The sequence below is a fragment of the Sulfoacidibacillus thermotolerans genome, from assembly GCF_003144315.1.
Lineage (GTDB): Bacteria > Bacillota > Bacilli > Alicyclobacillales > SLC66 > Sulfoacidibacillus > Sulfoacidibacillus thermotolerans.
This window is the reverse complement of record NZ_MPDK01000011.1, coordinates 64,648-86,793: the sequence shown is the minus strand read 5'-3', so window position 1 is coordinate 86,793 and position 22,146 is coordinate 64,648. Positions and strand designations below refer to the sequence as shown.

Genomic DNA, 22,146 nt, shown 5'->3' with positions numbered 1-22,146 from the left:
TTCCATAACCGAATTCTTTCGATAATTACCGTTATGGAAAAATTGCGATAACGGTAAATCGCATTTGTCATTAGCTCTCGGGGTGGAGGCTTGCCGACGGGGGCACACGGTTCGATTCTTTCGGGTGCCGGATCTGGTGGCGCTCTTGCAAGAAAAGCATCAGGCAGGCACGTTGGCGAGGTTTCAAAAGGAGATCACCAGTTGTGATCTGTTGATCTTGGATGAGGTCGGGTTCGTACCGTTTCACCAAACAGGTGCCGAGCTGTTGTTTCATGTCATTTCTACCTGCTATGAATAACGTAGCGTGATGGTGACGTCCAATCTAGAATTTGGACAATGGAATACCGTGTTTGGTGACAATCGCTTGACGGCTGCGTTAATCGATCGACTGGTGCATCATGCACATATCCTCGCCTTTACAGGCGAAAGCTTTCGATTACGCCATGCATTATCTAGTATGTCGTCTTAATATTCAGTAATTAACGTTGGCAGTGCTATGCATAAATTGGCCGCCATTCTCTGCATTTTTCACTTGCAAAAAACACCCACGCACGGCGGGCGACCAAACGGACTACATGCTGGATTGCTCGCCCTGTAGTTTCAATCCACGCCCGCGCACGGCGTGCGACACACAAGAGTATCAAGTGTTAAAATCAGCACAGGCAGTTTCAATCCACGCCCGCGCACGGCGGGCGACGATGCGCTCGAATCGAGAGGTGTTGAGATTGATTGTTTCAATCCACGCCCGCGCACGGCGGGCGACGCAACCCAATCGTATAGGTCGTGTTCGCTTGTTGTTTCAATCCACGCCCGCGCACGGCGGGCGACTGGACCTTTAATCGTGCTTTCCTGACCGCTGAATATGTTTCAATCCACGCCCGCGCACGGCGGGCGACAAATTCGTAATTTGCATATTCGAGTCGATGCTTTTGTTTCAATCCACGCCCGCGCACGGCGGGCGACGTAAATTTATACAAGTTTGATTTGATAAAACAAGGGGTTTCAATCCACGCCCGCGCACGGCGGGCGACAACTTTCACGTGTGCATCCACTTTATTTTGAATCGTTTCAATCCACGCCCGCGCACGGCGGGCGACGACTTGGTTTTGGTGCAGATGTGGATGTGTCGGTTCAGTTTCAATCCACGCCCGCGCACGGCGGGCGACTTGATATACTGTCCGAATGGCTAGTGGGTCGAGAACTAGTTTCAATCCACGCCCGCGCACGGCGGGCGACCGAATCTGCGTATGCCAACAGATCCGCAATGGGTGTTTCAATCCACGCCCGCGCACGGCGGGCGACGTCACCGTCCAATGATGACTGAGTTGTTAAAAGTTTCAATCCACGCCCGCGCACGGCGGGCGACCACGTGTAGATAAAATAGCTACGCCATCTGAGTGTTTCAATCCACGCCCGCGCACGGCGGGCGACGTTTGACTTTTCAAGGCACACCCAATGTGGGAGGTTTCAATCCACGCCCGCGCACGGCGGGCGACTGTACTTATTATAAACCCTTGATTCGCCTGAGTTCTTCAAACAGTTTCCGCGAACCGACCTAAATTGAAAAAAGAAATACATTTATTCTAAACTCAAAGTATTGATATCCCAAGCAGGGTCATGCATGCGAACCCCCCATAAATTCAATGTGCACTTGAGATTCGCGCACATCAAATCATAAGAAGCCCCTCGGGATCATAGGATTGTCTTGCGCCAACATGTTCTACTTTTCCTTTCCACTTTGAACCCAGATGATAATACCGCAAACTGTCCGTAGTCGGATCGATATTTTTTTCTAGTACATGCTTAAATTCTGCGAACTGACTTGGATCTAACAAGCATTCAAAAACCGAATTTTGCACACGTTGGCCGTAATTTTCACACAACTTGGCTACTTCTCGCAATCTCCGTTGACCTGCAGTGGTCTTTGTGCTTACATCATAAGTAATGAGCACCATCATAATAAGTATCACCTGCTACTTCCAGAAGAATGGAGGATAGTCATCCAAATCGCCCCGCATATACCGTGCCAATAGCATTGCTTGTGCGTAGGGCAATAAACCTACTGGTATTTTCTCATCCAAGAATGGGTGACGGATCTCATCTCTTTTACGTTGCTGCCACTCTGTCAACACAGTTTTTCGGGTGTCATCTTTCATGAAGATAGCTCCCGATTCTTTTTGAATGAATTCTTCGGGAGTAACCTGCTGGCGATTAATTAGCGTTAATGCTGTGCGATCCGCTAAATAAACCCTAAATTCTTCCATGAGATCTAACGCTAAGCTGTTTCTTCCTGAACGCTCTCGATGCAAAAAACCAATTTGAGCATCTAACCCCACGGATTCAATCGCATGAGTGACGTCGTTAGCCAGTAATGTGTAAAGAAATGATAATAAAGCATTTAATCGATCAGTTGGCGGCCTCTTTGTTCTACCATTAAAAAGAAAACATTCTTTGCTGACCAGCACTTGCTCTGAAATAATTGAAAAATACTGACGTGCTGCAAGACCTTCAACCCCTCTCAATTGATCCATTGTCCTGCTGTTTTTTACTTCTCTTAATTGCCGGTCCAGCGTTGTAATTACAGATTCAAGACGCTCCTTGTTTACTCGATCTGGATGATCCCGCAGTGTGCGCTGAATCGATGTCTTGGCATTGACAATCTTGGCGTATAGAAACCGCTGAGACAACATGAGTGTTTTATCCTCATTGTCACTCCAACGGTATTGCGTACGCCTTAGATGCACGTTCCCTTTTGTTTCCCCTGTTACTCGCGCCTTAAACTGACCGTTTGGCGTCAGGAAGACAAGAGAAACGTTATTTTCAATACAAAGGCTCATCGCCTCTGGACTTACCCCTTTATATCCAAACACGATAACAGATTCCAGATTCAGTATCGGTACCTGTAGCTCCTTACTCCCATTTGCGCGCACAACCAATGTATCGCCCTTGGCGCTTATATAAGAGTCAGGCAATGTTACATATAGTGTATTTAATAACCGTCTGATCCTTCTCTGCCTCCTAAATAGAGCTCGATATATTTAGCGGCTGATTTGGCACCGGCTGAACTCAACTTCGGTTGGCAAATTTCTACTAGCGAACATTGTTTGCAATGTTGCTTATAGATTGCTCTAGGCGTAATCGCGTCGTCATAATAACGACGCATCATCACTACAAGTTCCTCGACTCTTTGTCGATACTCAGCCGTAAGTTCAATCTTTTCTCTTTTCCGGATTTCGGAGTAGTAGATGATCCCGACTGGTATGTAGACATTTAGCATTTCTTCTAAACATAAGGCCTGAGCGCATAATTGGACGATGTCGCGATCGTCGGTCTTCGGTTTCCCTCTTTTATATTCAATCGGAACGACTGTCCATAAACCTTCCCGTCCTTCCAATACAACCGACTCGGAATTTCTTTGACTCACGCGCCTGAATTCCACCATATCGGCGATACCGCGAAGTTTAAGTCTCTCAGACAAAATCGGCATGGCGCGAACAATTCTCAAATCGCCTCTTGTTTCGTCAAAACGATCATCGTCAACACGTTCGTGAACATGCTTGCCTTGCGTGGTCAGAACATTCTCCTGCCACTGCTGTTCGATGTGGATAAGAGCCCACTGCCGTTGACAAAAGGCAAAGTGCTGAATACCTGATATCATCAGATAATCGTCTTCTTCTCTATCCAGTGCCACTGGCATACTATAGCCTTTCGATGATCGTAACTCCCTGTGGAGCTTCTCCGATCAGCATTTCGTAATCATCAAAAGAACGTGCGATATCGACTCCGGATTTGCGCGTTACTTTGACCAAATTAAACAATTTATGGGCGGGCGCATTACCTAAAACAGTCGAATGTTCAAAAATAATCAGCTTTTGCGTCGCCATTTTGCCGCGTGCAGCAGATCGGTCATGATCAAACATATTGAGTAGCGCTGACCAGAGTAATTCCAGATCTTCTTCTCCAAAATTAGTTTGATTTGCAAGCGGTGCCGAAACAAATCCTTCCATCCGATAAAGCCCATATGGAACTATGCTTTTCCGGCCCATCGTTCGCTCTTTTTCTGCATCCCGCTCATTGGTGACAGCCATCCGTGTGATAGTGATTTCCTGCGGCGAGATCGGATCTATGGATTTTGCAAAACTGAATTGAACGGGACCACGGACTTGTCCGCAATTTACTCCTGTCGTCATGACGGCGCCAAATGCGCGGATGTCGTAATATTTGTCACACATCCAACGGCTGAGCATCAATTGATCTTTTTTGTGCTTGGCTTCCATCTTGTCCGGTTTTTTTTCTTTTAATTCGATATCAGGATAATTGGCGAACGCCTCTTTATTTAAATTGTTTAACACCGCCGCTTCTTTCACGTAAATATCATACGAAGGTTCGCCTTGTTTCGCGAGTTCGACATAGTTGCGCACCTTGCGCTTGATGCTTACGTCGGTCACAAGACCGCACCCGGTTTCTGCATCCAAGCGTGGCATATTTCCTGCATCTGGATCGCCGTTTGGATTTCCATTCTCAACATCAAACAACAGTACAAATTCGTAACGTTTTGACAAACCCATTTTTTCTCCCATTAATAAATCCCTCTTTTCGTGATCATTCAATTACTTGTCCGATTTTTTGGTATACAAATCTTGTCTTTGGTGGTAGTAACCCAGTGCGAACATTCCTTGTTCTTCTAGAGACAGACGTTTGGGGAACTGCGGTGGCAATGCGTTCATCACCTCCTGAATTCGTTGGTCATTGACTCTTCCCCATTCCTCGTCTTTTGCGATATGGTGTTGCGCCAAATTTAACAGGCGCGGAAACACGTTGGCCGGTGTCGCCGAGGCTGCCCCCCAGAAACGATCGCGGATCGTTGCGTTTAGTCCTTGCCCCTGCGCGCTTACCTGTGCCTTCTCCAGACATGCAAACAACCTGCCCAAGTGGTAAGGTACGCTAGGCAACTGCTCGTTTATTTCCATTGTGATTTCCCCTTCCAAAGTATTCTTGTTTACACGAAGCTGACGAATTAAATAGGCTTTAATCATGGCGGCACGGATTGCACCGATTTTATACAATCCTTTTTTGGGATCGTCAGATTCTGCGCGAATCCGGTTCATCAACTGTGCAAAAACCGCCCGTGAATATGGCAAATCCAACAATATGGAACGAAGCATTTGCCCCTCCATATTGGGAGGAATATTACTCCAATCATGACCGACGGCAATTTCCCGCAGCAGTTCTCTAATTGTTGGGCTTCGATCTAATCCAATGATTGATAAATCTTGATAATGGCTCCATACGCGTTCCCCAAGCTCCCCCAAGGTACCGGTATACCAGAAGCGGATTGCTAATCTCGCGTTATTGGGGGATAGCCCCAATACATAAAACATTGTGTTTGTATCTAAATCGTGAAACGTATCGCTGAATTTTTGTCCTTGCCGAATATGCCGAACTGCGCTTTTTACACGGGTTCTCATACTTTCTTCATCCATTGGTGAATTTTCAGCTTCCTGCTGAACATCTTGAAATAAGCTGACCAACCAATCCTCCTCTCGTTTGGTAGACGAATCAGCCCAGAACACAACCGTGGTGTCGTTTATGCGCACATTATGATTCGGATCGGCCAATAACTTGTTCAGCACAAACCCATAAGCTTCTGCAGATTTTTGTGAAGTAGGCGCATTATATGACTGCTCGTGCCCATACGAACAGAACGATTCTACATTGAAAGAAACGATCGCAGCGCCGGATGACTGCGCGCCGACAACATTTTTTATGCTTGGGTGCAATCGGGCGATTTGGCTGACCGGTATTTGATCGCCGGTAATTAAACAGATTTGCTTCGCTTCATCTGCGGATTCGCAATCACTCGATGATTTTCTATAGTAATTTTCCCAAGCCCGTTGAATCGTAGGATCCCTGTGCAAAAACCTCCCTGTAGGCACAAATTTCAGTACACAAAGACCGCCACTTTTTAATGATTCCAGCACATTCCCATCAACCAAGCGCTGAATTTGTTCGGATAGCTGTTCATTATCAAGATTTAAAAAGGACATCAAGGCATGAATTTCAAGAGATTCAGTTCCTGAGTCCATCAGTACCTCTTTCCATAGGCTCTTCATCGCTTCTCTACATGCATCTCGCATCCCTATCGCAGAACCAAACAGATACTCTGCCTTATCGCACAAAAAATAGGGCTTTATTCCAGATGTTCTCTTATCCTGCTTCGGAACGATGTGCTTTTGCTTAACAATCTTCCCCTTTTCATTGACATGCGGAATGATCGCTACAATCTGTCCATTTTCATTCAGATGAACATCAAATGACACGTCGGCAGCCGAGTATTCTTCTCCCGGCATGCTGTCGCCCTCTCTTTCTTGCAACAACTGATAATGTCGATATAATGCCTGTAAAATCATCTATTCACCTCCTGCAATTTTGGAACCTCAATGACCCCATTTATCATTCGGGCGCGAAAGAAATGGGGGATCACTTCCACGGTCTCTCCATCATCATTCACATGATAAGTCTGATCCAGCAGGATATAGCCCAGATCGATCTCACCGGTGTGTACATTACTGTATTTCATCATTTCAGCATCCTCTTCCAGCAGATCGAAATTCACCGGAAATTCCCTATTTCCGAAGTAAGGACGATGAAAGCATTGACCTTGCCTCGCTCTTCGCAGAAAAATGTTATAGTGCTTCTCCGCTGTATCTTCCTCTCCACTTTGCTCGGTCAACTCAAAGTGCGCCTCGATGATATATTGCACATTTTTCAATACAAGGGAGGCACGCTGCTGCCGTTCTTCTGCCGCATAGATGACCTTCTTTCTTCCCGAAGCTTTCGATTCGACTTCATTACGACGGATATTTTCAAATCGTATCGGGTTTAGGACATGGATGCGATCAATCACCCAACGAATAGCTGGTTTCCAATGAATTGCCTCGAAAATTCCGCGTGCTGCAGATGGAGTCATTACGTCATAACTTACTCGCTCCACTTTCATCTCAGGACGGGTAAAACATGCATACTCTCCCCAAACTCGCAATTTAATGCCATATCCCATCGACTCATTCTCCCTCAATTAAAATATAAGAATCTCATTCTCTGGCGTATCGATCGCCGACAGTAGTCCCGCCTGCGGATGATAGTAGGATTTGTCCGCAAGAACAAAAATTCCTTCTATATTCATGAGCAAGCGATTCTTTTGGAATTCTAAAAACTCGAAGTTATAAATCTGCACCGTATAGGTCTGCAAGCGACGAAGGAGACGCATTGGATTAGGGATCGTCGTAAGTTGAGCGATCAACTCTTCCGCAATGGAATCGTACGGGATTACGATCGTCTGCATATTTCCATCGATCATTTTAAAACGATCCGATATATCCTGATAAGGAATTTCAAAATTATAGTTCTTACTTTTTATAAGATTTACGATCCCTTCTGAATCAGTGATTTGCTCTATTCGACCGTCACGAATGCCATGAATCCGCTCAAAATAGTTTTGAATGCACGATAAAGATAAGGGTTGTTCCTCGCAATACGTCAGCGTATTTTGTGCTTCCGTCGCCGTCTCTTTTAGCCAGCCTTGCGATGGCATACCATGTTTCTCTGGATAAAATACCCGCACAAGCCCGGATTTGCTACGTCCTTCCCGATTGCATCTGCCCGCCGCCTGAACGACCGCGTCCAATCCCGCATAAGCCCGTAATACGAGCGGAAAATCAATGTCTACGCCAGCCTCGATCAACTGAGTCGATATTAATCTGCAGTGAGATTGATTTCTCAACCTTTCTCTAACTTCTTTTAAAATATCGGAACGATGTTTTGCGCAGAGACGACCGCTCAGATGATAGAGCCCCTCCAAGTTGCGTTCGACCAATTGATCAAACAGTACCTTCGCGTGTTTGCGGGTGTTCACAATACACAGAACTTGTCCAGACTCCTCCATCCAATCTACGATTTGCAAATCTGGAATGATCTCAGTATTGCTACCATGTACTACAACATCCGCCCGCTTAAAATCTGCCATGAGTTCTTGAGGTGTAGGTTCATCCATAATCTCAGTGACTTGAATGCCTAATCCTTTCCATGATGGTTGAGTCGCCGTCGCGAGAACGACAGAACACCCATAAGAAGAAACCAATTCTTCAAGAGTTTGCAAACAAGGCTTCATGTAACCTCTAGGAATACTCTGCACTTCGTCAAGGATAATCACGGCATCCACAATATTATGTAACTTCCGGCATTGGCTTCGTTGACTCGAAAACAGTGATTCAAAAAATTGCACGGAAGTCGTCACGACAACAGGTGCATCCCAATTTTCGACGCTCAATTTTAAACGACGAACTTCATTCAATCCATATAGCTCTTCATATTCATCGAAATTAAAATTGCTGTGATGTTCCAAAACCGCGTCTTGTCCGAGTGAGGTACGAAATTGTTCTGCGTTTTGTTCGATAATGCTTGTAAAAGGAATGACGTAGATGATTCTCCGTTTTCCGTATTTAACCGCATGCCGCAAAGCGAAAGCCATCGAAGATAACGTTTTTCCACCCCCTGTCGGTACAGTTAAAGAAAATATCCTCGGCGTTTTTTCTGCCTGACGTTCACATACAGAGAGGATTTGACGACGCCTCAGATTGATCAATGTATTTATAGATTGTTCTAGTTTTCTTGACATATATTTGTTAAATCTGTCAAGTAATTCGGCCATGGAAGGCGGCTGTATTTCTTTTGACAATGCAACATCAGCGCCGTTTATGAAATCTCGCGTATCAATTGAATCCGCATCAACCAGACATGAGAAGAGCATACGGCCTAGAAAGCTATAACTCCATGCTGGACTCTCTTTGTTCCATTTGAGAACAAGAGCTTTTTTATGCACTTCCCATTCCTGTTTTCCGATTTCAATTTCACTCCAGGCTGAAGACCAAGAGCAAAGATCTCTTTTTGCCATTCGGTAACTGAACGTACCTTCTTCATCGACCGTTCCATGGTTCTTAATCCCACCGTGATGTCCAGCGATGGCATACGCAATTAGTCTGGCTAGATAATGGTCCAGATGGGTTGTGCCTAAATAATTGCGCCACGTTTGCTCATTCATTATCCACTGCGCGCCGGCAGTCGAATGGTCTACTCGAATCGGAGTGCCACGAATACGTTCTTGGAATTCAAATGAATACTTACCGATATCATGTAGAATCCCTGCCAGATACCCCAAATATCCCGCTCCAAAAACATGAGCATAACGCATGGTTCGATCAGCTACGCCTTCGAGATGATCTTTTAACGTTTGAAATTGACCGTCTTCTCTAGTATGGGCATAGAAATCCACAAATTTCAGCTCCCAAAATAAAAACTATGTAGAATTGAAAGATACAAACGACAATAACTCGGAAATTTATTGTTAATTATTCTATTCTCTATAAAAAATCTATTTCCTTCCACTGATTATGTAAAAATTTTATTGTTTATACAATCATACGTTGTAAAAACCGAATGGCGCAATCAAGCCCATCCGGTCTCGGAATCTATCCGGCGAATGATGGTTTTAGAGAAGGCTATATTGCATCGGGTTTTGGTTTTGTTAATATATGATAATCTCCAAGCTACATCCTGATGCGATTGTCCTTTTTATCGTCTTACGAGGTCTTCCTTCTTTTGTGGGCAGACCTTTCTTGATTATCTTCTGTAGCTTGTGAGAGATTCCGCAACGTGAAGTTTACGCATATTATCATTGATAGACACCAGCATGAATTCATCCACTGCTTTGGATTAGATTCACAGGTAAAACTGGTAAAATCCTTGATCTTCTTTTGTTTTGTCTCACAGTATCTACAATGGCCTCGCGCACTGAATCACTCTCGAATCGGGGAATCATAGAAAGCCAAGAAAGGATACCATCTGCATTGGAAAAATGGATTAAGCAAAGCTAAATATCCGATCCATCTAAGAAGAATCTCACACCTGAGTTGGGAGAACTGACTGTCGGCACTCGAAAAATCAAGTTTGAACTGAAGTAAAGAGACTTGATTTTATCCAGGCGAAAAACCAGCAGAATCATAGAAGGATTTAGGTTTTGTTTGGTATAAACAGCGGCTTAATTCAAGCGGCACGTAAATTTTTGCAACGAGTCAAATGTGGTAATATATCTGTTGATTAACCGATCTCTTTTATCGATCCAGGGGAATCTAAACGACATTCAGATTTTTTATACGGACTGTGGAAATGAGTGTAAATATAAGCTCATTGACGAGGCACTGAGAGCGTTTTAAATCAAGCGCTCCCTGAGTTTGAGGGGTATCCATATGACAATGCTGTAGCAGGAGTAGCATTCATAAACTTTAAATCGGAATTTATTCGAAATCGTCACTTTGAAAACTTGGAACAACTTAAGCTTGAGTTAGAATGATTATGTGCATTAGTTTAATCCCATAAGGATTCATAAAACGCGCGTCTACTTGACTATGATTGAGTATAAATCAATACATCTTAAAATGTCGCCAAGTTTAGTATTGAAAATTCACGTTTATTTGTTCGACTTCCCTTGACACAGTCTTTTTGAAAAAGACATTCGTGGTAGTTCGGACATACATATTCGTTTTATCGGACCATCGGCATGTTGGATCGCTTTGAGTTTTCATCCTTTTCGGTCGAAAAAATACGTATCCGTCCTAGGAACATATTTTATATGGTCTTAGGATGAAATAAATGAAATAGTAGGCACAACGAATCGGTGCGTCACGGGATACTGTATGTTGTGACCATTATACAATGTTGCTGGTGGATACCTCTTAATTATAAGAAACTCGCGAACCCAAAGTACTCATGCAAGAATAGAGAGGTTCGCGCTAAGGTGGAAAGTGCGTATGGCAGGGGGTTTTGCGTTGTCATGGTGGTAACTGAGTGGTATACTATGGGAAATTCGTCAAGGTTCGCGAATTGAAGGTTACGAAAGCAGATGGGACGGGCTTGATGAATCGCACCGTAACAACAGAGGATTGTTCCTTAGAGGGATGACAACGTATGAAGCCCTCAAAGATTTTTTCCGTGCCTCAGTAACAACAGAGGATTGTTCCTTAGAGGGATGACAACTTCTTCATTTAATACATCAAATAGGTCCATATCGTAACAACAGAGGATTGTTCCTTAGAGGGATGACAACTAGGTTTACACGCAGTCGCTATTTATGGATATAAGTAACAACAGAGGATTGTTCCTTAGAGGGATGACAACTTAAGTAGTTTTAAGTTACTTTTTAACATAATTTTTAGTAACAACAGAGGATTGTTCCTTAGAGGGATGACAACTTAGAGATGCAGCGCAATCAGGAGACCGATCCCGTAACAACAGAGGATTGTTCCTTAGAGGGATGACAACGACATGCCTTTAGCCGACTGGTACTATTCATTTTTGTAACAACAGAGGATTGTTCCTTAGAGGGATGACAACCATCAAAAACAGTAAACTTAATACTATCCTCTAACGTAACAACAGAGGATTGTTCCTTAGAGGGATGACAACAAGCGAGCTGAAGAATCCTGGGATAAGCACGGACAGTAACAACAGAGGATTGTTCCTTAGAGGGATATAAAGTTATGGAACGAAATCATAATCCACTTATTTACTATAGTTTAATAAAATTCTTCGACATGCCTCGCGATTTTCCACTCACTTTTCTTATTCTTAAAAATTAGCTTATCTCTGTCATTTGTTGAAATTTATTCGTGCATTCAGTCTACCAATTATGCTACTATTAGGCATATTGTGAGGTGTCGTGCGTGCGCATTCTTTTAACTAGTTCGTCCAGAATTACTTTGCCTGTGGCTCATCACGAGGAACTCCAACATGCATTCTATTCGTTGGTCGATGCTCACTTGGTACAAGCATGGCATGAACATGCAGAATTTCGCCCATATACGTTTTCGCGTTTGCTGGGGAAATTTAATGTACACGAAAAACAAGTGACATTTCCCTATGGGTTTCGTTGGTGGATGAGTCTTCATTCTTCTTCGTTGTTGACAGAAATATATGAACGGCTACTTGAAACACCGACTTTCTCACTGGGTCAGCAAAGGGTCGTCGTAGAGCGAGTGGAACGGGAATTTCCTCCGCTGTTTGGCGAGCGGGCATTATTTCGCACGTTATCACCTGTGGTTGTGGATAATAATGTGGGGAAGCAAATATTGGCGTATTCCCCTGATCAATCTGAATTTGAAGCTCAGGTGGTCGCAAATGCCATGAAAAAAGCGGAACAGTTTTTGGGGCGTACTGTGACCAAGCCCATTCGGTTTCAGGCGGTGGGTACCAGCAAGCGGATTGTCAGTTGGTATAAGACTACTCCGATTGAAGGGTATGTGGGTCAATTTGTAGTGGAAGCAGAACCTGAGGTGACTCGCCTGCTGTATGACGTGGGGGTAGGGCGACGCAATGGGTTGGGATTTGGTTGTTTGGAATATATCGTATAGGAAAGGTAATTATTGGAAGGATGGGTACCATGTCAAAAAATGAATATCAAGAACGGGCGGATCAGGTATGGGCATGGCTGAATCAATGGATGTCGTCCGTTTTTGCCGCCGTTTCTCTTGGGACATTATCGGTAAATGGCGTGGGACGATTGGTGCAACGGCAAGTGGTATTCGCTTCCCTTGCGTTGGAACAAAATCCGCCAGAGATGCCAGAACGTTTTGTGCCCATTCATCCTTCAGGAATGGATGTAGATTTCCCAGTCGCTCGCTCTCCTTCAGAAGAATCGGAATTGCTTGCTGTGATGCGGGATGTGGCCGATCGGTGGAAACGATTGCAAGGTGATGCCGTCGTGTGTACCCGACATGGGTTGGCGTTATTGGACGCAATGGCAAGTGGGGTGGGATTGGCATTTGAAGATGAGTCGGAAAGCATCGTATCTTTGCCGCAGTATCTACGCACCCAGGTCGCCTTGCAGTGGGCGCAAGAGGATGGAAATGTACAGCTGGTTTATGGTGATCTGTCAGGGATTCAAAAGTATATTTTTCGCACTGCCTATTCAGGAAAAGGTGTAGCAAAGAAATTGCGGGCACGAAGTTTTCAAATTCTGTTGCTCACTCGTCTGGTGGCACGTTTTCTCTGTCAAGAGACAAAAGGAAGCGATTTGCAGATATTGATGAGCGCAGGTGGCGTGTTTTATGTCTTGCTATCGCCATCCGTTACGATAGAAACGCTCCGAAACCCTATCGACACCTATTTGTTTTCCGAATTTGCAGGGGAACTGGCGCTCTACACGGGCACAGTGATCGATACGACGATCGAGATGGAACGTTCTTTTTCCCGCTTGGCTCAAGAAGCGATTCAACGAGCGCGTGAAGAAAAAGAACATCCTTACATGCAACAATTACAGTCTCATGGCCATTGGGAAAAAGACCGAATGATACGTACGCAAACAGGCACAACGCCTCGTTGTGCCCATTGTCAGCGCAACCCTATCCGTGAAGCGGAACGACATGTGTCAGAGGAGGAACGATTGTGCGAAACCTGTCGTGCGTTAGAGGAATTAGGGAAACGTCTTCCTCATATTCATTGGATTTCTTTCTCTCGGGAACCCAAAGGGGATTTTCAATTTGGTGTCCTCGGTAGTGTATCGTTGCACGAAACGCGTCCTTCAGTGATGGAGGAAGATTGGTTTGCCATCAATCGTCCACCCGATTGTTTAGAAACGGATACTATATTTTGGATGAATCATTATGTCCCAACTTATCAACGGAAACCATTATCGTTTTCTGATATCGCGGGGAAAGAACCGTTAGGTTATTTTAAGGCGGACGTTGATCATATGGGGTTAATGTTTGCGTTTGGCTTTTCTGATGACAACCGCTCTACCACTTCTTTGCAAGAGTATCTAGCGCTTAGTGAAACGTTGGATCGGTTTTTTACCCACCATCTGCAAGTATTGTTGGAAAAAGAATTCCCGATGGTGTATTCCGTGTTTTCGGGAGGGGACGACGTCTATCTAGTGGGACAAGCCAGTGAAGTGATTCAACTAGCAACACGCCTTCATGATGATTTTCTACGTTATACTGGATCGCATCCCGAATTGTCTTTGTCAGCTGGGGTCGCTTTTGTGAAACCAAAGCAACCATTGTTCAAGGTCACACATGATGTGGAATCGTACCTTGAACTTGCTAAAGAGCAACCTGCATCTTCTCGGCGTACCAGGCAAATGGGAGGTAGAAATCAAGTGAGCGTGCGGGGGATTCCGCTGGAGTGGGATGAATGGAAACGTCTGCTGGACATGGCACAGCAAGTAGTCAATTTTTTGGCGGAGGGCACGCTCTCATCTAACATGTGGTATCGCATCATGGAGTTGGTGCATTCGGTGGTGAGAAGAGGAAATGGCACCGTTTCACTACAAGATGGACGAACCTATGAAATCTTCCCCAAACTCGATTACGAATGGCGTCGGAATGCAACCGAATCTCGGCACCAACCTATGGTCGAGTGGTTTCGTACCTTATTAGCACTTCCTGATTCGGACGCAGTATGGATCATGGAGAACTGGAAAGTACTTGAGCTTTTTGTGAAATTGATCTCCGTGCGTCGTCTGACACAAAGACAGGAAAGGGGAACGTTCCATGGATGATTCGGCAAAAGAGAAATTAGCTTCGCTTCGTCAACAAATGGGTGATGAATATTTCGATGAGCGTGGACATTACAAAGCCTCACTGTTCACAGGAGCAAAAGAGATCGCGGAAAAATTTCAACAGGAAAAAACCTCAACCCACCAGGTGCGCATGTTTTTTGCGTATGTCAAAAATATCGAGTATTTGATCCATCAACGAAGCAACGAGTTTGAACAGACAGGCGGGAAGATGGGTGTTGGTGAAACCTCGTCCTATCCTCGCTATCAGAACCAGTTGTTCGACTTAACGAATAAAGCGCGGTATGCAGTAGCAAGGAAACAGGTGGGCGAATCTTTTTTTCGGTTTATCGAGAAAAATATGAACATTGCCACGCGATCTGAAAAGCATTTTCTGGCATTTGTCAAACACTTTGAGGGTGTTGTTTGTTACATGAAAGAAGACAATAGGAGATGATTAGTATGGCACAAGGAGATAATTCATTCCGTCCACCGTATCAAGGCTCAGGTCAGGGAGGCAATCGCAATGGTTTTAATGGTGGGAGAAATGAAGGATCAAAACCGAACCCCCAATTGCTGTATTATCTTCACGGCACCGCCGATCTTGTCATCGTCAGTGGATTACATATTGGCGGACAAAAACAAACCTTAGAAATCGGGGGCGTCGATAATCCTGTCATTCGTCATCCGATCAGCTTGTTTCCGTATATTCCGGGAAGTAGTTTAAAGGGAAAATTACGCAGTTTATTAGAAGCAATAGATGGTAAAGGGATTGATGGTAATCCATGCGGATGTGGGAGAGCGGGGTGCCGTGTTTGTACGTATTTTGGTCCCCACAAGAATACTAAACATTCTCTCAATCCCACCCGTTTTCTCTTTCGTGATGCCATGCTGACCGATGAAACTAGGGACTACTTTAACTCATTCATGGATACAGAAAAGAGCGGTTATACAGAAGTGAAAGCGGAAAACAGTGTAGATCGCAGAATTGGGATCAGCAAACAGACAGATGGTGGGTACCGCATGATCGAACGAGTGCCCGCAGGGAGTCGTTTTCAATTCGAAATGGACATTCGTGTGTATCAAGGTGATGATGCCAAGCAGATGGAGCAGACTGTTCGACATCTGATGGAGGTGCTCCATCACGATACACTGGGGGGAAGTGGTTCGCGTGGAAGTGGACATGTGCGGTTTGAGAACATTCAGTTTCAGCGTATTGAAGTGCAACCTCGTCAGTAAGTGGTGCGGACTATCATGGAGAGGACGGTGAATGGATGAGTGATCCTTTATATAAAATCCAGCTTGCTTTGCGCTCTCCTGTACTTGCACCGATTACGTCAGATTCCTTACTAGGACAATGCTTTTGGGCGTATCGGGAATTATGGGGAGACTTGGCGTTACAAGCGTGGTTGGCGGAATGGAAAACTTCGCAAGCTACATCTGTACATGTGCCTTCATTTCGAATGGCATTTTCCAATGCCATGATCTCCGATTTGTTTCCCCGTCCGATGGGATTGATGACGCCAGCGCGGGAAGGGACAACGAAGGCAGAACGCATTCGGTTGGCAAAGCTAGGAAAGCAGGTCAAGCGACAACGCTGGATAACCAAAGACGCCTTTTTACAGCTGATTCGTGGAGAAACGCCAACACTTTCAACTGATTTGCTTCCCGAATGGGAAATCGTCGAGAGTGAACATGCAACGATGGATCGGCAACGGGGCACCACATTACAGGGGCAGTTATATACGGTGACAGGGTGGATGACGGATCAGCCTGTGACGCTCTATCTGCGCACTAATGACTTTAAGAAAGCCATGACGATCCTTCGTGTGGTGATAACCAAGGGAATTGGAGGTGGCGTCAGTCGGGGATACGGACACGTCCAACTCCTGAATGTAAAGGAAAAACAAATTCCTGAGCTACCTGATGCGAACGCGGAAGTCTGGTTGGGTGAAGGCATGCCAGGTTGGCTGGATGGACAGGGAGCCTATCGACTTCGTGTTAAGTATGGGTATGCGCAAACAGGCACTCATGCCACTCGTGCGGTCAAGTATCCGATGATGTTGTTCGAAGCGGGAAGTACGTTACATCCGATGCGTCCAATGGATGGCTATGCGGGGCGGATTGTTGAGGGCATCTCAGATCAATCTGCCATTGTGCAGGGAGCTGTGACAGTGACGATTCCTGCGAGAGTGGAAGTGAGAAAAGGGAGGAAAGAGATAGGGGATGAAAATTAGGGAGGTTCACTGCATTTTAGTTAGTGATAGTTAGTGTGCTGAACAATGAGTATAGTGATCGAAATCGAAGAGAAACAGGTCATTCATGAGAATTAAACTGTTTAAATTTGATATTCCAACATTTTTAGGTGGAGGGTCTGAAAGGGAATTGTTCCTGTAGGCAAGGTATTTGTTTTATCAACTGTGAATATATAGGAGAGTGAACGTCATGACAACCAACGTGTTAATCACCTTCGTAGGATCGCGTGATCCGTTTGGCGATCACGGTGCAGAGGGATCGGTAATTACGTTGGTTCGAGAACTGCATCCTGATGAAGTGATTCTTCTCTCTGTGGATGAAAAAGGCCGTCATCAGGCAGAAGAAACGAAAGAGTGGATGACAGCGAATGATTGGGTACCAGCCACTAAGATTTATTTGGAACACGTAGAAGGAGATCCGATTGACTACCATTTTTTGTTAGGCATGACGCATACGGTGATTCAACGGCATCGATTTCGTATTGAGCAAGCAACTGGATCATTGCCAACTTGGTATGCGAATCATTCTTCTGGAACGCCACAAATGAAAACAACGTTGATCCTCATGAAAAGCATTGGGGAGCTTGGCGACGGTGAGGTCTACCAGGTGATTGATCCACAGTATGTGGATAGTAGCCATAAGAGAGTGTCTCCTGTAGCGGTGACCTTCTTGCGAGAAGGAGCCTTACGGGAGAAATTGTGGGCACTCTGGGATGGTGGTGATTATGGCGGCGCAATTACCGTCCTGAATGAACTGCGAACGTTATCGGTTCATCGAGAAGTGAAGGAAAGCATCGAATGGGTGTTGTATGTCGTTCAAGGGTATCGTTTCTGGGAGTTAGGGTTGTTTGGTCAAGCGATCGATAAAATGAAGCAAGCTCATCGTATCATCAAAGAAGAAAAGTCTTTCCAGTCCTTGAAAAATTGGGTCAATCAACAATTACAATGGCTTTCGCAACCCGATTTACAACAATACGATTACGAAACAGAAATTAACTTGTTTGAGTTATATCGATCTATTCCTCGATACATTCAGCGTGAACGGTATACGGATGCACTGTCACGATTTTATCGTTTTCTAGAAGGAAGTGTGAAATACGATTTTCGTTTACAGTATGGTGTCAACCTTCAAGACGTCAAACCACAATCGGTAAGGCCAGAAATAAGAGAAGCGATTCAACAAGTGACAGGAAAAGAGCGTATCCCCAATCAATTGGAACTGTATCTTGCGCTTCGGGTGCTTCGGCAAATGGCACCTGAGCGATGGTCGGCAGTATTTACTGATACATGGATATCCGTCGGCGGCGATATGACCAACGGTTGGGATGCAATTGATTCGCTTCGCAAGCTGCGTAATCATTCGCTCGCCGCACACGGGATGCTTCCTGTCAAGAGAGATGAAGCGGAAAAAGCGAAGCAGGTGGCAAGTCGAATCGCGCAACACATTTTGACTCGCTATGTAGAATTACAAGCTAGCTATCCGTTTGGACTTTGTACATTTCGGGATAATTTACAACAGTATTGGGGCGAATCTCCTCATGTCGGATCATCGTGAAAATCCATCGAAAATCGATGATGTCGTTCATCTGATCGGAGTTTGTGTAAATCCATCGGCACTTGCCACACGAATTCTTTTGCTTCTTCATCTCGCAAACTGAACGTATACATAGGAAACACTCCCTGTAATCCATGGATTTTCACTAGTAGCGCAATCGCAAGGCTGGTCATTCCTGGGAGAGCAAATACTACGGCGGCTCCACGCATGATGTGTTGCTTGATCTCTTTTGGAATGGAAGCTAATGCTTCTTCCGCCGCTTTGATCACGTCCTCACTATTGCGAATGGCTTGTCCCTCGTTTACATGGACCGGGATCGTATAAATCTTCTTGTCCTTAAGCCAATGATCGACACTACGGCTATGTTCTGTGATTGGATGACCTGATAGGTTGATCACATACTCGTTATTTTGCATGCGCAAATCCGTTAAACTGAGTATTTTTTTACGATACTTGCGTTTTTCTAACACGAATCGATAGCCTTGAAAAAGCATGACGAATCCACCAAGGACGGTAAACCCGTTGACAGCGATATTCAAAATCAATGACCACATGGGGATCTTCCTTTCTTGCATGAATATCCTACAAATCCATAGAGAAGGTAAAGTTATGGTAACAAAATGAGGGAAGAGCAGCAAGCCGCTTTGAAAGGGGGACATACTTTTAAGAGCAAGAATTGAGAGGGGAGCGAAGCACGATTCTTTTTCGTATGGGGTATAGTGAACAAGGATAGACATGATGAAATTCTAAATAGAGTTTAAATTTATATTTAATAGAAATTGCGTGATGTTAACTGATCAAGCTTACTTATGCGTCTAATTTTCCTTATTCTTCATTTTCTTTTCGCTACATGGGATATTTCTGCATATCGAAAGAGCAATGCCCCGTTTGCCACCTCTCGTCCATCTTCATGAGCAGTGTACCTATATGTCGTTTCATTGATTCGCAATTGGGATAGATACGAATGACTTGGTCTCATCGAAAAATTTCTTCGTTCAAGCGCTCCATGTCGTTGAAGAAAAGAGTTGTCGTGATATCATCAAACCCGTGCATAAGGGTCTTAATTGCTTTTGGTGCTTTTTCTCTATAATTGAGTTGCTCCATCATTTTATTGTGAACAAAAAGAAGGTGGACCAACTTTGTGCAGAGCTAGATATTCTATAGTTACAGTGTAGAAAAATATTCAGCATCCGAGACAATTGGCAAACCATCGATAGATCTTAGATCTATTCTGCACTGGTGATGATTGACTATCATATCAGATTTTCTTATGAAGGGTAGCATAAGAGACAGATACAGCAACGTGCTTTGTGGAGGAGGCAGCTATTTGAGAACTCTCAAGCAGTGTACGCAGTCGTGATAAAACTTCTTTCTATTTACAACCAACGCAGAATTCAGGGGAGTCTGTATGATCTCGCATTGGAATCGTTTATTCGTGTCATTGTACACCGTGAAGATAAGTTATTGGTTGTCGAAGTTTAAACAAGCAATCTTACGATTGATTGAGGTTAAGGGAGTAAGAATCTAAACTAGGGGGAGTAAAACTGCCTGTTTTGTCCCTGTCAAGTCGATTGTGTTATGAGTAGAACCTCCTAGTTTTGCACTGGCAACAGCCACTCCAATTTCATAGAACAATTTGACGGATTGATGTTTAAATTCTTTGTCATACATTCGAATCTTGTTTTCTTCTTTCCTTTTACATTTATTCTTATCAGAATTACGTGTTTTCTGACTATACTTAACCAATACTGCTTCATAAATTCAATTTCTTTTCTATAAAGGTGTTATTCTCATTGAAGGATGTCGGAAATGATGAGTGTTCTTTTTGTTTATTATAAGAAACTCGCGAACCCAAAGTACTCATGCAAGAATAGAGAGGTTCGCGCTAAGGTGGAAAGTGCGTATGGCAGGGGGTTTTGCGTTGTCATGGTGGTAACTGAGTGGTATACTATGGGAAATTCGTCAAGGTTCGCGAATTGAAGGTTACGAAAGCAGATGGGACGGGCTTGATGAATCGCACCGTAACAACAGAGGATTGTTCCTTAGAGGGATGACAACCACAATTACCGTAGGTAGAAAACTAATCCAAAAAGTAACAACAGAGGATTGTTCCTTAGAGGGATGACAACATTCATCATTTAAATTGTCCTCCTTGTGTATTAGTACCGTAACAACAGAGGATTGTTCCTTAGAGGGATGACAACCACAATCTCTTTTGCCTTCAGGCATCGCAGCCTGGTAACAACAGAGGATTGTTCCTTAGAGGGATGACAACTATTGATACGCGAATGCACATGATCGGAATGTAGCACTCCTCATGACCGTGACCTGAACGTGGCGAAAAATCTCATGAAATGGGCTGTGAGTTCCACGGTGACAGCCATGGGAGAGGACGTAAGCCCTTGTCCATACAAAGGCATCCTCAACGAAGCAGGAATTCAATATAAAAGTTATCTATGTGCAGTTTTCTGTTAATTATGAATAATTGTGCGTCTTGTTCATCGATAACGGGGTCACAATACCTACAGTTATACTTGCAAATGATGTTAAGCCCGTTTGACCGTGTATTTTGCCAACAAATGACCACGACTTTCCTTCACTTTTTATCCAATAAATAGCACGATGCTCATTCGTGTCACTTTGTGTTTCGAATCGCATCGACGATTTCCCAACTGACCCAATCATTTACCCTGTGGATGTTCATCCAATGATTTTTTGTGAATTCAATCAGACAAATACCAACTTATTTTATAGCATATACTTGACAAAAGTAAGTATATAGTTGTATTCTTCTTCTCGTGTTCTGATCGATTCAATGAATCTTAGTGCTTTGAGGGTACAGTTTAGATTGAATGCTTGCTATCGCATAGTCATTTAGTGAAGTGACTATAATAAAAGACTTGCTCCAATTGTGTGTTTGAGCTTTTTAGGTGATATTTTGTACATCTTACGGAGGTGCTGGAATGAGTCTAAATGGAAAAGTTGCACTGGTTACGGGAGCGGGGAGAGGAATTGGCCAAGCAATAGCGATGCGGCTTGCTTCAGAGGGGGTGCATGTTGGGCTGCTTGCAAGAACCTCAAAGCATCTGGAGTACGTCGCTGACGTGCTGACAAAGTCCAACTCAATTCGCGTAGGCATTGCGACTGCGGATGTGTCAAATCGAGAACAAGTTGAATCTGCCGTAGCAGGTCTTAAAAAAACATTGGGGCCAATTGACATCCTTATCAATAATGCGGGGATTGCGAAGTTCGGAGCAGTAAGTGAAATGGAACCAGAAGATTGGGAACAGATCGTCAGGGTGAATTTATTTGGAACGTATTATGTGACTCGCAGTGTGTTGCCGGACATGATGGCACGTAACAGTGGAGATATCATGAATGTGAGTTCTACCTCTGGCCTACGTGCAGCGGCAACGACCTCTGCATATTCAGCTTCAAAATTCGGTGTTATCGGTTTTACAGAATCATTGATGCAAGAAGCACGCAAATACAATATTCGGGTCACTGCTCTTACTCCGAGTACGGTTAATACTGAAATGGCTGCGCATCTTGGACTTAAAATTGGCGAAGAAGATCGAATGATGCAACCAGAAGATGTAGCACAACTCGTTTTGTCTATTTTACAGTTACCACCGCGTGTCTTTGTCAATCAAGCGGGAATCTGGACTACGAATCCGCAGTAACGAAGCAAGTGTTTTGGGTGCTGAATGTATTTTTATGAGGGGGAA

The 22,146-nt window shown here is 44.3% G+C and carries 16 protein-coding genes, 1 pseudogene and 2 CRISPR repeat arrays; of the genes and pseudogenes, 9 read left to right on the top strand and 8 right to left on the bottom strand.

All coding sequences use genetic code 11. The annotated features are described in order from the left end of the window. Positions 1–46 precede the first annotated feature (46 nt). Positions 47–469 (top strand): annotated as a pseudogene (locus tag BM613_RS08205) (ATP-binding protein); the annotation flags it as partial. Positions 470–597: 128 nt separating this feature from the next. Further along, a CRISPR array of direct repeats spans positions 598–1,496; the repeat unit is 32 nt; unit sequence GTTTCAATCCACGCCCGCGCACGGCGGGCGAC. 171 nt (positions 1,497–1,667) lie between these two features. Here the strand turns inward: BM613_RS08205 and cas2 are convergent. Genes cas2 through cas3 form a run of 7 tightly spaced genes read right to left on the bottom strand, consistent with a single transcriptional unit; the run spans position 1,668 to position 9,331 of the window. Next, positions 1,668–1,958: a CRISPR-associated endonuclease Cas2 gene (gene cas2, locus BM613_RS08200; RefSeq protein WP_109430688.1), complete on the bottom strand. Its 291-nt coding sequence runs from the start codon at positions 1,956–1,958 to the stop codon at positions 1,668–1,670. Positions 1,959–1,973: 15 nt separating this feature from the next. Further along, positions 1,974–3,005, bottom strand: a complete 1,032-nt coding sequence (gene cas1c / locus BM613_RS08195; RefSeq protein WP_109430687.1) for a type I-C CRISPR-associated endonuclease Cas1c — start codon at positions 3,003–3,005, stop codon at positions 1,974–1,976. Beyond that, a complete protein-coding gene (cas4, locus tag BM613_RS08190) occupies positions 2,990–3,697 on the bottom strand; it encodes a CRISPR-associated protein Cas4 (protein ID WP_109430686.1) in 708 nt (235 codons plus the stop codon). The genes cas1c and cas4 overlap by 16 nt, the downstream gene beginning before the upstream one ends. Position 3,698: 1 nt before the next feature. Continuing rightward, on the bottom strand, positions 3,699–4,580 hold the full coding sequence (gene cas7c / locus BM613_RS08185) for a type I-C CRISPR-associated protein Cas7/Csd2 (RefSeq protein WP_109430685.1): 882 nt from the start codon (positions 4,578–4,580) through the stop codon (positions 3,699–3,701). A 30-nt stretch (positions 4,581–4,610) separates the two neighbouring features. Next, positions 4,611–6,410 (bottom strand): type I-C CRISPR-associated protein Cas8c/Csd1, encoded by a 1,800-nt coding sequence (gene cas8c, locus BM613_RS08180; protein ID WP_109430684.1) that lies wholly within the window; start codon positions 6,408–6,410, stop codon positions 4,611–4,613. Then, on the bottom strand, positions 6,407–7,060 hold the full coding sequence (gene cas5c, locus BM613_RS08175) for a type I-C CRISPR-associated protein Cas5c (RefSeq protein WP_109430683.1): 654 nt from the start codon (positions 7,058–7,060) through the stop codon (positions 6,407–6,409). The genes cas8c and cas5c overlap by 4 nt, the downstream gene beginning before the upstream one ends. A gap of 18 nt (positions 7,061–7,078) precedes the next feature. After that, a complete protein-coding gene (gene cas3 / locus BM613_RS08170) occupies positions 7,079–9,331 on the bottom strand; it encodes a CRISPR-associated helicase Cas3' (RefSeq protein ID WP_109430682.1) in 2,253 nt (750 codons plus the stop codon). Positions 9,332–10,983: 1,652 nt separating this feature from the next. Continuing rightward, a CRISPR array of direct repeats spans positions 10,984–11,592; the repeat unit is 37 nt; unit sequence GTAACAACAGAGGATTGTTCCTTAGAGGGATGACAAC. 227 nt (positions 11,593–11,819) lie between these two features. On the opposite strand from cas3, the gene cas6 reads away from it, so the two are divergent. From cas6 to BM613_RS08140, 6 genes are all read left to right on the top strand, one after another. Further along, complete coding sequence (gene cas6 / locus BM613_RS08165; protein ID WP_181362976.1) at positions 11,820–12,464, top strand: CRISPR-associated endoribonuclease Cas6; 645 nt, start codon at positions 11,820–11,822, stop codon at positions 12,462–12,464. Positions 12,465–12,493: 29 nt separating this feature from the next. Next, positions 12,494–14,611, top strand: coding sequence for a type III-A CRISPR-associated protein Cas10/Csm1 (gene cas10, locus BM613_RS08160; protein WP_181362975.1), 2,118 nt, complete (start codon positions 12,494–12,496; stop codon positions 14,609–14,611). Beyond that, positions 14,604–15,065, top strand: a complete 462-nt coding sequence (gene csm2, locus BM613_RS08155; RefSeq protein WP_109430679.1) for a type III-A CRISPR-associated protein Csm2 — start codon at positions 14,604–14,606, stop codon at positions 15,063–15,065. Before cas10 ends, csm2 begins: the two co-directional genes overlap by 8 nt. A 5-nt stretch (positions 15,066–15,070) precedes the next feature. Beyond that, positions 15,071–15,847, top strand: a complete 777-nt coding sequence (gene csm3 / locus BM613_RS08150) for a type III-A CRISPR-associated RAMP protein Csm3 (protein WP_181362974.1) — start codon at positions 15,071–15,073, stop codon at positions 15,845–15,847. Between the two features lie 35 nt (positions 15,848–15,882). Further along, entirely contained in the window at positions 15,883–16,845 is a 963-nt protein-coding gene (gene csm4, locus BM613_RS08145) for a type III-A CRISPR-associated RAMP protein Csm4 (RefSeq protein ID WP_109430677.1), read from the top strand. Positions 16,846–17,053: 208 nt separating this feature from the next. Then, positions 17,054–18,418, top strand: a complete 1,365-nt coding sequence (locus BM613_RS08140) for a hypothetical protein (RefSeq protein WP_109430676.1) — start codon at positions 17,054–17,056, stop codon at positions 18,416–18,418. On the opposite strand, the gene csx15 is transcribed toward BM613_RS08140, so the two are convergent. After that, on the bottom strand, positions 18,400–18,972 hold the full coding sequence (gene csx15, locus BM613_RS08135) for a CRISPR-associated protein Csx15 (protein ID WP_109430675.1): 573 nt from the start codon (positions 18,970–18,972) through the stop codon (positions 18,400–18,402). The genes BM613_RS08140 and csx15 overlap by 19 nt on opposite strands. Positions 18,973–19,774: 802 nt before the next feature. On the opposite strand from csx15, the gene BM613_RS15675 reads away from it, so the two are divergent. Then, positions 19,775–19,900: a hypothetical protein gene (locus BM613_RS15675; protein ID WP_281267841.1), complete on the top strand. Its 126-nt coding sequence runs from the start codon at positions 19,775–19,777 to the stop codon at positions 19,898–19,900. 1,481 nt (positions 19,901–21,381) lie between these two features. Beyond that, the gene (locus BM613_RS08125; RefSeq protein WP_109430673.1) at positions 21,382–22,101 is read left to right on the top strand and encodes a 3-ketoacyl-ACP reductase; all 720 of its coding nucleotides are present in this window, start codon (positions 21,382–21,384) and stop codon (positions 22,099–22,101) included. Positions 22,102–22,146: the final 45 nt, after the last annotated feature.

Excerpts from the sequence above, each read along its gene's own strand:
- cas2 (WP_109430688.1), bottom strand. The coding sequence starts at position 1,958 with ATGATGGTGCTCATTACTTATGATGTAAGCACAAAGACCACTGCAGGT.
- cas4 (WP_109430686.1), bottom strand. The coding sequence starts at position 3,697 with ATGCCAGTGGCACTGGATAGAGAAGAAGACGATTATCTGATGATATCA.
- cas7c (WP_109430685.1), bottom strand. The coding sequence starts at position 4,580 with ATGGGAGAAAAAATGGGTTTGTCAAAACGTTACGAATTTGTACTGTTG.
- cas8c (WP_109430684.1), bottom strand. The coding sequence starts at position 6,410 with ATGATTTTACAGGCATTATATCGACATTATCAGTTGTTGCAAGAAAGA.
- cas5c (WP_109430683.1), bottom strand. The coding sequence starts at position 7,060 with ATGGGATATGGCATTAAATTGCGAGTTTGGGGAGAGTATGCATGTTTT.
- cas10 (WP_181362975.1), top strand. The coding sequence starts at position 12,494 with ATGTCAAAAAATGAATATCAAGAACGGGCGGATCAGGTATGGGCATGG.
- csm2 (WP_109430679.1), top strand. The coding sequence starts at position 14,604 with ATGGATGATTCGGCAAAAGAGAAATTAGCTTCGCTTCGTCAACAAATG.
- csm3 (WP_181362974.1), top strand. The coding sequence starts at position 15,071 with ATGGCACAAGGAGATAATTCATTCCGTCCACCGTATCAAGGCTCAGGT.
- csm4 (WP_109430677.1), top strand. The coding sequence starts at position 15,883 with ATGAGTGATCCTTTATATAAAATCCAGCTTGCTTTGCGCTCTCCTGTA.
- BM613_RS08140 (WP_109430676.1), top strand. The coding sequence starts at position 17,054 with ATGACAACCAACGTGTTAATCACCTTCGTAGGATCGCGTGATCCGTTT.
- csx15 (WP_109430675.1), bottom strand. The coding sequence starts at position 18,972 with ATGTGGTCATTGATTTTGAATATCGCTGTCAACGGGTTTACCGTCCTT.
- BM613_RS08125 (WP_109430673.1), top strand. The coding sequence starts at position 21,382 with ATGAGTCTAAATGGAAAAGTTGCACTGGTTACGGGAGCGGGGAGAGGA.